Below are 12,262 nucleotides of genomic sequence, written 5' to 3' on the forward strand. Positions count from 1 at the left end.
TGAATAATGTTATGCACCAAAGAATGCGGATCATTGAGCTTGTTTCGAAATACTTTAAATCCATATCCATCATACCTGTTCAGGCCATCGCGGGTACCAAACCACATAAAGCCGTTGTGGTCCTGATAAATGGAACGCACCAGGTTATTGGACAAGCCATTTTCTATCCCCAAATAGCTCACAGGAGGAAAATCCGTTGCCTTTAGCCCTGTTAGGCTAAAAAGAAAAAGCAATAAAATCAGCGAAATCCTCACCCCTGTTCAGTTTATTAATTCAGTAGCCTAAAATAGGCAGATTATATCTGCATCCGGCTAATACTTTTCAAATAAAAGCAGTTCTGTAAACGCTTTTATTTCAAGGCATTCCTAAGATTTAAGCCCTTTTGAAGCCTTTGAAGCCTCAATAAGGCTTCAAGATAATAATAATCTGCATATATAATAGAAGCATCAACTTCAGATCCGTTGGGTTTATGTCCCGTTGAATGTAAAAGAAAAGCACTATTCTTTTGTCTGCTCTGGTACTGTACTGATGATAAAGAAGTTAGCATTTGCTCTGCTTTATCCCTATAGGTGTTTGCCTTAATTTTATCCTTGGTAAACGTTGAAAGTTCCAGTAAAGCTGAAGAAACAACAGCTGCTGCAGAAGCATCTCTTGGGGCTTTTGGAATAGCAGGATCACTGAAATCCCAATAAGGAATCAGATCGGCAGGCAATCGCTGCAAGTAAACATCAGTCACTTCCTGAGCAAAATCTAAAAATAAAGGGTCTTTGGTTTCCCTGTAACACATAGTATATCCATATATAGCCCAGGCTTGTCCGCGCGCCCACATGGAATCATCTGCATACCCCTGATGGGTTACACCTTTTATTTTTTTACCGGTTTCTTTATCGTAAACCACTGCGTGATAAGAAGTATAATCCAGTCTGAAATGATTTTTCATAGTAGTTTTGGCGTGTGATACAGCGATATCATAGAGCCTTTTATCACCTCCATTTTTTGAGGCCCAGAATAACATTTCCAGGTTGATCATGTTATCAATTATGGTATTATGCTGTGGCCATTCCATATTGGGAACTGGTCGTGGCCAGGATAAAATGGTGCCTACCTTTGGATTGAACAGGGTTGCCAAAGTATCAGCAGAGGCGAGTATGATCTTTTTATAGTCAGGATTCTTTGTTAATCGATAACCATTTCCAAAGCTGTTAAAAATCTGAAAACCGAGGTCATGATCAAATGCCTTCCTAGTAGAAAGTGGTGTAAGCTCGCGCGAAAATTTATCGGCCTGGGTTTTAAATTTCTGATCATGTGTACCTTCATAAGCATACCAAAGTATTCCGGGACAGAAACCACTACACCAGTCCTGATAGTTAATGAACTGCCATTGCTGCTGACCAGAAAGAATGCTTCTTGGTATATTTTTCACACTATCTGCAGGAAGCTGACTAAGCGTTTTATGGATTTGTGAAGTGCAATAGGCAATGGATTGCCTGGTGTTCAACTGCCCAAAACTGATCTTGCTGCCAAGAACAACTACCACTGTGAAAAAAAGATTTCTGAAAGTATTTATTGTCGTCATACACTAGTGACACTTAAATTTATCAGTTATACTCAGAAATAAATAAATTTTAGAAAATTCTAATTACAAGGAATACACTGCTTTGCTATTTTTTAGTCGAATCACGAACGATGAATGCTGATTGGACAACTATCTTTTGAGGAAACTGAGCATTTTTTTTAGGATCCAGCATATCCAGCAATATGCGGATGGATTGACTTGCCAGTTCTGAAATCGGCTGTGCTACTGCCGTTATGGTTGGAGCGTAAATATCAAAGACCTGATGATCATCAAAAGCAACGATGGCCACATCACCTGGAATATTAAGATTTAACTGATTAAGTGCTTTTATTCCGCTAAAGGCCAGGTAATTTGTGGCAAAGAAAATAGCCTCTGGCTGATTATTATTCCTGATAAAGTTGACCAGCCGCGCTGCCTTTTGGTCCATTGTACTGGAGAACGGTATTTTTAACAACAGCGGCTTAAGGCCTTTCACTGCCAGGGCATCCAGGTATCCCTTTCGCCGATCGAGCATCTGACTCTGATCGGAATCAAGTTCAACGAAGGCAATATTTTCGTGACCACTGTTAATCAGGTACATTACTGCATCGAAGCTTGCCTTATAATTGTCAAGAATCACATAACTGCTATTTACCTCTTCGAAATATCTGTCAAAAAGCACCACAGGTAAACCATCATCAATCAATGCCTGGATATCCTGCTCAATGCCTGCCGGAGGTGTAATGATATATCCATCTACATGTCTTTCACGAAAAAGATTAATGAGTTCTCTGGTTTTGTGAGCATCATTATCTGTACTGCAATAAATGATCTTATAGCCATTCTGATAAGCCAGCTCTTCGATATGATAAGCTACCTGCGCAAAGAAATAATCAGAAATTTTTTCGACCATGAGACCAATAATCATGGTTTTACCGGTGCTAAGGCTTTTTGCAAGCTGGTTAGGCTTATAATCCCTCCTCTCCACATGATTTACCACCCGCTCGATCAACACATCGCTGATCCTGTTTTCCTTTGCCTTACCATTTAAAATAAGAGATACTGTGGTCTTGGATATGTTTAGTTCGCCCGCAATATCTCTTATGGATAGTTTCTTTGTCATAACCTAAAGATATTGGTATTACTGTTTAATAGCAATTTCGGTGAGATTCAAAGCCGGCATCATAAAAGAAACAACCTTTGTTCCATTGTTTTCCAATCTATTACCTATTATTCTTTTCAGCTTTCCTTCAATGGTAAAGCTTATTGAAACTTCTTTATCACTAAGGTAAACGTCGGGAAGTGTTAGATTGATTTCGGCGGATGAGCTGAAAAAGGCTTGTTTATCTTTAAAAGACAACACTGCCGAAGCACTTTTACCGGCGAACAGACCATATCCAGATTTTGAGAGTTCATTCCCATCAGTAAGAAACAAAAACACTAATCCATCAGCTTTAGCTCTCGCCATTCCATAAGTTCCCTTAAACTGCATATCCTGATATTTAATGCTTTCGGCCGCTGCCCCTGCAAAAATATAATCGATCATTCCATTTTTACTTTCAACCTGGATTCCCGCAAAAGAAGAATCATTTCCTACCCCTGCAAATGAAGAGATCCTGGCAATATCTCCTCCAGTATTACCTTCGGCAGGCTCGTAAACTGCTACAAAGGGGCGCTCCCATGCCGCTCCATTCTGACGTACCACAACAGTAGGTAAAGGCAAGTTGGCAATACTATCAGGTATCAACTGATCTTTTCTCCAGGATTTTGAGGGTGGTGCTTTCACGCTGAAAATCTCACGATCCGGATATCCTTTCATCCACATGTTCATATATACTCCTGCCCTTCCAGGAATATCTAGCTCAAACCTGCCATTGAAATCGCCTGATGAAACGACAGACTGCTTATCGTACCAATAATCATAACCCATCAGCTCCTCATTGGCAAAGGTCAGCTTATCAGTAGCCTTTAAGGGCAATGGCTTTTTTAAGGCATCAGTAAGACTAAGTCGCTGCCCTAGATTATGATAGATATAATCATGATACTTATCACCTCCATTTTTTTTAGCCGACCGGAAAACATCAACATAATACCCACTAGAGTCACTGGTTCGTACAATGCTCATTAGCCTGTTCTGGTTAGAATTGGTCTCTGGTTCCAGAAACAGTAAATTCGAATAAGTAACATCCTTAAAGTATCCCTGTTTTATACCCGGTTCCGGATAAGCACCCTGTAGTTTAAGAAAATGGTTACTTTTCATAGTAGGGTATGATGAAATGCCATCTACCACTACAGTATTGTGTGCCGGGAACTGAGAGTAATATTCTGCATAATCGGATTGAAAATAACTACCTCCAATTCCCCCTTCAGGAGCAAGTATCAAGCCTTTCCCATATAATTCCATCGCAATTCCGTTCGCATGCGCATGATTTCCGCCTGAACCGGCCTGAGAGATCATTAGGCCATGGTGCGGATCAATACCATTGCGCTGTACCATCCAGGCTACATTAGGCGCCCAAAAAGTGGCAGTCATATAATCCTCTGGTAAACCAGTTGCTACCGATTCACTAAGCGTTAAAGGTGGATTACTAAACAAAGACATAAAACCAGTCCTTAACTTTGGCAAACCTGATTCCTCCTTTTGTCGCAGATTCTGCATTGTTTTTAACAAACGTGTATAATATAGTTCCTGTTGTTTTTTTCCATGCAACCTGGCATTCCTGATCAGATCTTCCATGGGTTCCATGCGGATTGGCCCATAATGAGTGTCCCCAAATCCAACGATAGACCCATTGGGAAATAAGTATTGTGGCTGTGCAGAAACTGCCTGACTAAGCACAGGCAGTTCAGGTAAGAGATCCATTTTCATGGTTCTATCAAAGAAGTTTACAAAACCCGTAAAATCAGCCAAAACATTTACCGAATAGCCCGGAGATTCGGCCCATATTCCCGTCTTGGGATCATAGCCTTTCTTTAAAATATCGGTAAGAGCCCATTGCCGTGTATGAGTTTGATTCAAAATCTGATCCAGATAGTACCCACAACCTTTTTTATCCGGATAAACCTGATCATTTTCAAGTATCAGGGCGATGCAGGCAACAAACCTTGCCTCTATCAGGTTCCAATTATTGAAAGGCACACCGTTTTTAATAATAATATCTGCCCATTTCTTAAATGTTTCTGCATACAAAGGCAATTGTTTGGGGTGTTTTTTTTGAATGTAGCCATGCAAAAAATCATAGCATGCAGTTAAAGGCTCCAGGATGTCTTCATGAATTACTTCAAATGACGACAAACCTACCAAAGTCTGATCATGCCCTTTGTTCAGGTCTATTGGTTCATTCCGGTAATACATTCCGGTCATATAGGTTTTGAAAAGATCGTAAGCGAATTTTCCATATTTTTCTGATCCGGTATACCAGTAAATCATTGCCGCATCTCTTGCCTTATTGATGATTTCAATATTTATCGATTCAATACTTCTGCCTGTTTTAGACTGATCTACCCATTCCCAGGCCTGTCCGGATCCCTTGCTTTGAAAATAGACCTTGCCATCCTGATCCATGTAGGGTTTAATATCTTCCAGTTTAGGCCGCATATACTGACTGGCAACATCTCTGGTACCGGTAAACCGTACTGTTGGGACAGGCGCTTTTCCTGTTGCATAGGCATAAGCACCATTTTTTATGAAAACATCTGTTGAATGGGTATTCCAGTACATCTGTAGGCGGGAAACCATCCAGGTGCTGTCTTGTTGATGCCGATCAACGTAAGGACTTACCTCAGCAGTAATTTTCTCATATGTAGTTTTTGCCCAATCTTCACGACTAATCAATGTGGCCAGTCGTGCTTTTCCCGTTTTCGCATCGGTGAGCAGTCTTGGGTGTTCAGTATGGGTTAAAGAAGGTATTTTGATGTGCTGAGCCCTTGCCATACCAACCCAAAAAAGGCCTGACAAGAACACACTTACTATCTTTCGTTTCATTAATGTTTTACTTTATAAAATCTAGCTCCGAAAAAGAAAATCACCAGGTAACAGGCAATGGGTGCATAATACGCATGAGCCACTCCAAAATGGTCTGCCATTCTTCCCATAATGAATGGAAAAAAGGCCCCTCCCACAACTCCCATAGAAATGAATGAGGAAGCCTGCTGGGTGTGGGCACCTAGATTCTTGATTCCAAGACTGAAAATAGTAGGAAACATGATGCTAAAAAAGAAATTGATCATCAGCAAGGCTACATAAGAAGGCCAGCCCAATCCTTGTGCTACGATAATACACATTAACACATTCCACAGGGCAAAAGCCGCCAACAGCTTATTTGGTGCAATTACCCGCATTAAAAAGGTACCTGTGAAGCGACCTAGAAGCATTAACCCCATAAACAAGACCATATAATTTCCGGCTTTTTCATCGCTGAATCCCATTTTTTCATGTCCGTAGTTGATAAAAAATGCCCAAGTTCCAGCCTGCGCCGCCACATTGAAAAATTGTGCAATCACCGCCCATACAAAATGCTTGTGTTCAAAAAGTTTTTTATCAGGTGCAACATCAACATTCACAGCTGCTTCATCTGCCAGCACGGCATGTGGATCAGTGGTATCTTTTACCTTAACCATTGCAAAAGAAATGGCAATCAATACAATCACTCCCCCTATTACCAGATATAAAATCCTTACTGAAGTTAGGTCTGTGCTTCCCGGCGTGTTGTTTCTTAGTAAAAAATAAGAGCCGATCAATGGTCCCAGCATTGCGCCCACTGCATTAAAAGATTGGGCAAAATTAATCCTTTGATCACTTGTGCGCTGGTCTCCTAGTGCAGCTACAAAAGGGTGTGCTACAGTTTCGAGCGTTGATAAGCCACAACCCAGGATAAACAAGGCAAGACCAAAAAAAGCAAATGAGGAGGTATAAGCAGCAGGAACAAAAAGAAAGGCACCTGCTGCAAAAAGTGATAAACCAAGTAATACTCCGTTTTTATAACCATATCGTTTCATAAACAAGCCGGCAGGAATTCCCATCACCGCATAGGCGCCAAACACGGCAAATTGTACAAAGGCCGATTGCGATCTGCTCAAGCTCAGTACATGCTGAAAATGTTTATTTAAAACATCGGCCATGGTAATGGGTATCATTTTTATTGGGATTATCTTTGTTATTTGGAATACCAGCATCGGGAGCCGTCTTGGGTATTCCATTAATTCTATTCGCTATTTTTTGCCAGTGTTCCTTTATTTTTTGTGGAGAAACTTTTTCAACTCTAAAGGATAAAGGCCCCTCTTCCTCACAATCATCTTTTTTTGGTTTCTTTTCCTCCATACAATTAAGACACAAAGAATCCAATCCTATACTCTTAGAATTGCAATTAAATTCAATGAAAATAATTTTATACGAAAAAAAAAAGCCCCCGGTCGAATGGGGGCTTTTTTTAAAACATCTTTATCTTATTTCACCAAAATGAAACTTTTCTAGTGAACCGATATCCTTAAGTAACTGGATGGTAGTTGATGGCCCCAAATTTACCGGTGCTGCCCATGAGCGGAGTGCCCACACAATTTTTTTAGCTGGTGTAACTTCGATAGCCTGTACCGGTGCATTTTCAGGGTCTAGTTTACTATCCCATTGGTTAAACCAGTTATTTATAAGTGTATTGCCATTAGGTAAACGTGTTGCAAGTTGTGGTGATGAAACCTTATAATCGCGTATTTCATCTAAAATGTACTCCCAAACGATCGTGCCGCTGCGTGTGATTTCCCGAACAAATCGATTATTACTGGTGACCAATATATTGCCGTTTTTTAATTGTACGGCCGACCAAACACTGGGAACATTAAGTGATAAAAGTTCCTTGCCATTGATGTTATACTCGCAAACCTTGCCCAAGTCCATATGAGCAACTAGTATAGTTCCTTCTTTTGTTAATCTGGCATGTCTGATTTGACCGTGAGTACCACTTTTAAAAGGTAACTTAAATTCTTTTTCAATCTTATTACTGTTGATATTCATGACTAAAACTTTGGCCGGATTACCATTTTGAACAAATACAACATGTGTTTTGCCAATGAGCTGAGCTGTATGCGTTTCGAACCCTTCTGGTGTATTATACTTCCAAAGCACTTTTTTATTGGAATTAATTAAAGTAATGCCATATTGGTGGGCAAACAATACATTTCCATTTTTCATTAATATTGCATCACTAATTTCCCCTCTTCCCAGTGTATCTATATAAGACCATGTTATTTTACCACCACGCACAATATACATATTGCGGGATTTGGCTTCACCGGCATAAAAAAAATCGAATTGCTTAAGTCCTTTTCCTGGTAAAACTTTTGGCGCTAAAATATGACTGATGCCGGTTTGAGCCATCGTCTGTTTACCAATGCCAATCATCAATGCCAATATCAGCATGAACTTTAACTGAAGTTTGTTTTTCATACGCTTAGATGTTCCATCCAAAATATATCAGCATCAATTACTTTGGTTTCAAAGTCAGTAATTGGATATTTAGTCTCAATTATTTTTAAAAGCATGGTCATAGATATTTGCCCCATTTCAAAAGCTCGTTGTCTGATATGAGAAATTGGGGTTTGAAGCAAATCAATAATATCTACATTCGAAAAACCTATGATTGACAGTTCATCGCTTTTAATACCTAAATTTTTTACAGCTCTCAGGCAAGCCATGCTCAGCCTGTCTCCCGCCACAAATATTGCATCGGGGCTCTCGTCTAATGCCATCAATTGTTTTATTGCCAGTTCAACTTCTTCATAATCGCTGCCTCCTGAAGGACAGAACTTGATCAGTTCATCACGCGATGAAATTAGCTGATCAGTCATTGCTGTTTTATATCCGCCTATCCGCTCTTTAGATATTGACAATTGTGGTGCATTAGCTAGAAAAGCGATATTTCTTTTACCATTTTCTATTAATTGCGTAGTGGCCTTATAACAGCTTTCAAAATTATTGCAAACTACTTTATAGGTATTTATTTCATCTACAATCCTGTCGAAGAAGACAATGGGCAAACCGCTTTTATGCATTTGCTGTAGATGTGTATATTCAGTTGTTTCGGAAGACATGGTAATGATCAGACCATCAACATAGCGGTTAGCCATATGGTTAATCACTTCGATTTCCTTGTGATATGAATCTTTTGTTTGCGAGATTATGGTATGATAACCCTCTTTTTCAGCTATTGACTCAATTCCTGATATGGCTTGTGAAAAGAAACTATTTGCTAAATCAGGGACAACTATGCCAATAGATTTACTTTTTTTACTCCTCAGTCCGGCCGCCATTGGGTTGGATTGATAATTTACAAGAGTGGCATAGTCATTTACCAGTTTTTTTGTCTTTTCACTAATGTCGTAAGTATCCCTTAACGCCCGGGAAACCGTTGAAGGTGAAAGGTCCAGTGCTATTGCGATATCTTTTAAAGTTATAGGTTTATACATAAAGCACGTAAGCTAAAACATGATGAATGTACTAAAAAACTCCTATACTTACCTAAACGACCTAATTGAAGTCGAACCAAAGCTTTCCTGATACCTTTGAACCCACCGCAATGTTTTTTTGACTTTGTGGTCCCATTGAATCTGCCTGCTTAAATTTATTCCCAATAGGTGCTATTGCATTTAAAAATCCAAGGTTTCCTTCTGGAAAAGGAGGGTTTACATGAGGGATGAACGATGTACGTTGCTTATCCGGTTTCAGCATCTGCAGAAACAAGTCTGATTTATCAGTATATACCTTAAATGAAGAACTCCCCGCTTGTATTTCTGCCCAATACAGATTAGCATGATAGCCCTTAAATTCCGGGTAAATAAAAGTTTCGCCAGTTATGGTATTATTGTAACTCTTTTCCCAAACGCTTGTACTCACTCCTTTTAATCTGTTTTTCCAGGTTCTGTAAGGTCCATCGCCCAACCATCGCATTCCTTTTATTTTAGATTCGTCGATGTTAAAAGTGATCCCATAAAAATTTGCGGTTCCTGTTTGTGTATAATCGTACTCCAGAGTTACAGGTTTTCCTGCAGCAAATAACCATTTGGCATGCAGCGTTGATTCACCTGAGTAAGAACTTTCTACTATGATTCCCCCATTTGCTGTTTTAGTATGTTTAAAGCTCTGAAGTGTCTGATCTACACCTGCAAGGATAGGACCATTACCAAGGGAAACTGCCCCTTTACTATTTTCAACAGTTTTTAAATAACCCGTCTGCGTATCAAAAGTATATGTTACACCATTCTGTACCACAACATATTCATTCTCTTTTTCTGATTCTGTAATTTTACTTTTTTGTTTGACTATAGAAATCAAATTCTTCTGTGCAATTTGAGCGGTGGTTTTAATAGGCCAAATCCAGGTATAAATTTCTCGACCTTGACTGTTTGTAGCGGTAAACCGCAATGCATCTGCATCCTTCCAGTTAGAAGAAAGGTTTAGTTTGAAATTATCTGTTTTACCCGGTGCCAATGCAACTGATAATTTGCCCGAAGAAATTTGGGTAAATCCACTTTTTTTATCTGTTGCCAAAGGATATTTAACCAGTTGCCAGCTAAACTTACAATCAGAAAGATTGGTGTACAAGTAGTTATTTTCTAGCTCAATAGTTATGTTTTGTGAAGTAAAATCCGGTTTTTTGGGCTGTACCGGGCTCCAAACCTCTTTGATGGTATAGAAACTTCCTTCTTTTTCGCGGTGAGGACCAACAATACCATCCGCCCCATGATTTCCATCGGTATCCAGACTGTCTTTTTTATCTTTTCTAACCACTCCTTCGTCGGTTAATGCCCACAGAAAGCCTCCTGCATGCCTCGGATTTTGACGAATGAGCTTCCAGTTATCATCAAGACTTGCTCCATGTCCTCCGTCGTAAAGACCATGGATCATTTCAGTATGAAGCAGTATATCTTGTTTTTTAGCGGCATTTTCGATGTAACTGTATTCAGGATAGTGTTTAGTGTCTATGTTGTTAAAATTACTCCAGGGATGAATCACTACCCGTTTTTGCGGATCATAAAATGCATAGTCGTTATCCAAATCGAAATTAAACCCTCCTTCATTTCCATTTGCCCAAAACACAACACTTGGATGGTTCACGTCGCGAACTATCAATTCTTTAACCAGCTTTCGCCCAACGGGAGTACCATAATGTTGTTGCCAACCGGTTAGTTCATCAATTACAAATAACCCTATAGAATCGCAAAGGTCTAAGAATTCGGCATCAGGCGGATAATGGGACATACGAACACCGTTCATGTTCATATCTTTCATGAGCATAATATCCTGAAGATGAATCTTTCTACCTAGTGTTCTGCCGCTTTCCGGCCAGAAACTGTGACGATCTACCCCTTTTATTAAAATCTTAGTGTCGTTTACATAAATACCGTCCGACTTTCTTACCTCTACTGTTCTGAATCCAAAGCGTTGATTTAGTAGATGAACAACGGCCCCATTTCTTACTATGCTCACATCAGCAGTATAAAGATTTGGGAATTCAGGGTTCCAGAGGCTAGGATTAGTAAACTTACCGGCAAGCCTTATAGAATCTGCAGGATTAGATACACTGTAAGTTAACGGAGTTCCGAATGAAGCTCCTTTTAATGTTTTCAATTGCACGGATATTTTATCTCCAGACTTTATATTGCCAGTAAATACATCTATTCCGAAATTCCCATCGGCCTTTGCATCAATTGCAACACGGTTAATAAACGACTTAGGCATTACCTTAAGGTAAACAGGGCGAAAAATACCTCCAAACACCCAGAAATCGCCTTCTCTTTCAGCATCATTTACTGTAGGATCAGCACTTTGTTTACTTACGGTTACTTCCAACACATTATCGGCATCAAATTTTAACAGATTATTTACATGGTAATTAAAACGATAAAAACTACCCTGGTGTACCGCTCCAGCCAGTTGACCGTTAATTTTGACTTCAGCATCAGTCATCACCCCTTCAAAAACAAGTTGAATCTCTTTATCAGCCCAGGATTTGTCTGCTTTAAAATGATAGCGGTACAGCCCCTGCTCATCCGATTTTTTCTTGTCATGACCATAATTGTAACCACCAAATCCCTGTAGTTCCCATTGAGAGGGAACTGGTATCTCAGTCCATTTACCGCTATTCATTCCCTTGGTACAAAAGAATTCCCACTTAACAGTATTGTCCTTATCAGTTCCTGATAAATAAACAACCTTGGTTTGCTGCGCAAAAACTCCAACAGAGATTAAGCCAACAAGGCACAAGACACAGAAAATTATTCGTTTCATGATTGTCAAAATTGAAAGATTATGGAACCATTTTATACAACACACCCTTTTGGCTTTCCAGCAAAACGGTAAGCATATATATATCACCTTTAAGATCCTCTCCAAAACTGTAGATATGCCAGTATCCCGGATCTCTGGAAATTGACATTTTTGTTCTTACCCATTTGTTGTTTGAACCTTTGGAAAGGTTCCAGACCGGCCCCATAAAATCGCCAAAAACATACTTACCACTTAAGGATGGAATTACCTTACCACGGTAAACATATCCACCTGTAATGCTTATGCCTTCGGTATGAGGATATTCGGCAATTGGCAAAATATGTTCTTTAGGTTGTGGATCTGCTGGCCTGTAGGAATGAACACCTTCAAATGCACGCCAACCGTAGTTGCCCCCTTTTGTAACCAGATCTATTTCCTCGTATTTATCC

Annotated in this window: 10 protein-coding genes; all 10 read right to left on the bottom strand. The window is 39.7% G+C overall.

Annotated features, from left to right (window positions below):
• Positions 1-254 (bottom strand): two-component regulator propeller domain-containing protein (locus AC1DDX_RS20310; RefSeq protein WP_477622489.1); only part of this gene is annotated, 254 nt, incomplete at its 3' end.
• A gap of 95 nt (positions 255-349) precedes the next feature.
• Complete coding sequence (locus AC1DDX_RS20315; protein WP_477611809.1) at positions 350-1,576, bottom strand: glycoside hydrolase family 88 protein; 1,227 nt, start codon at positions 1,574-1,576, stop codon at positions 350-352.
• Positions 1,577-1,661: 85 nt separating this feature from the next.
• Positions 1,662-2,678: a LacI family DNA-binding transcriptional regulator gene (locus AC1DDX_RS20320; protein WP_337716824.1), complete on the bottom strand. Its 1,017-nt coding sequence runs from the start codon at positions 2,676-2,678 to the stop codon at positions 1,662-1,664.
• Between the two features lie 18 nt (positions 2,679-2,696).
• Positions 2,697-5,540: an endo-acting ulvan lysase-like protein gene (locus tag AC1DDX_RS20325; protein WP_288879204.1), complete on the bottom strand. Its 2,844-nt coding sequence runs from the start codon at positions 5,538-5,540 to the stop codon at positions 2,697-2,699.
• A complete protein-coding gene (locus tag AC1DDX_RS20330; protein WP_477622490.1) occupies positions 5,540-6,691 on the bottom strand; it encodes a sugar MFS transporter in 1,152 nt (383 codons plus the stop codon). Before AC1DDX_RS20330 ends, AC1DDX_RS20325 begins: the two co-directional genes overlap by 1 nt.
• Entirely contained in the window at positions 6,657-6,875 is a 219-nt protein-coding gene (locus AC1DDX_RS20335; protein WP_477622491.1) for a hypothetical protein, read from the bottom strand. Before AC1DDX_RS20335 ends, AC1DDX_RS20330 begins: the two co-directional genes overlap by 35 nt.
• 120 nt (positions 6,876-6,995) lie before the next feature.
• Positions 6,996-7,994, bottom strand: a complete 999-nt coding sequence (locus tag AC1DDX_RS20340; RefSeq protein ID WP_337716822.1) for a beta-propeller domain-containing protein — start codon at positions 7,992-7,994, stop codon at positions 6,996-6,998.
• Positions 7,991-9,013, bottom strand: coding sequence for a LacI family DNA-binding transcriptional regulator (locus tag AC1DDX_RS20345; RefSeq protein WP_288879201.1), 1,023 nt, complete (start codon positions 9,011-9,013; stop codon positions 7,991-7,993). The genes AC1DDX_RS20340 and AC1DDX_RS20345 overlap by 4 nt, the downstream gene beginning before the upstream one ends.
• 61 nt (positions 9,014-9,074) lie before the next feature.
• On the bottom strand, positions 9,075-11,834 hold the full coding sequence (locus tag AC1DDX_RS20350) for a glycoside hydrolase family 2 protein (protein WP_337716820.1): 2,760 nt from the start codon (positions 11,832-11,834) through the stop codon (positions 9,075-9,077).
• 19 nt (positions 11,835-11,853) lie between these two features.
• Positions 11,854-12,262, bottom strand: a 409-nt coding sequence (locus AC1DDX_RS20355; protein ID WP_477622492.1) for a PQQ-dependent sugar dehydrogenase, incomplete at its 5' end; no start/stop codon positions are given.

This window comes from Pedobacter sp. 10L46_2 (assembly GCF_056395165.1).

Excerpts from the sequence above, each read along its gene's own strand:
- AC1DDX_RS20315 (WP_477611809.1), bottom strand. The coding sequence starts at position 1,576 with ATGACGACAATAAATACTTTCAGAAATCTTTTTTTCACAGTGGTAGTT.
- AC1DDX_RS20320 (WP_337716824.1), bottom strand. The coding sequence starts at position 2,678 with ATGACAAAGAAACTATCCATAAGAGATATTGCGGGCGAACTAAACATA.
- AC1DDX_RS20325 (WP_288879204.1), bottom strand. The coding sequence starts at position 5,540 with ATGAAACGAAAGATAGTAAGTGTGTTCTTGTCAGGCCTTTTTTGGGTT.
- AC1DDX_RS20330 (WP_477622490.1), bottom strand. The coding sequence starts at position 6,691 with ATGATACCCATTACCATGGCCGATGTTTTAAATAAACATTTTCAGCAT.
- AC1DDX_RS20335 (WP_477622491.1), bottom strand. The coding sequence starts at position 6,875 with ATGGAGGAAAAGAAACCAAAAAAAGATGATTGTGAGGAAGAGGGGCCT.
- AC1DDX_RS20340 (WP_337716822.1), bottom strand. The coding sequence starts at position 7,994 with ATGAAAAACAAACTTCAGTTAAAGTTCATGCTGATATTGGCATTGATG.
- AC1DDX_RS20345 (WP_288879201.1), bottom strand. The coding sequence starts at position 9,013 with ATGTATAAACCTATAACTTTAAAAGATATCGCAATAGCACTGGACCTT.
- AC1DDX_RS20350 (WP_337716820.1), bottom strand. The coding sequence starts at position 11,834 with ATGAAACGAATAATTTTCTGTGTCTTGTGCCTTGTTGGCTTAATCTCT.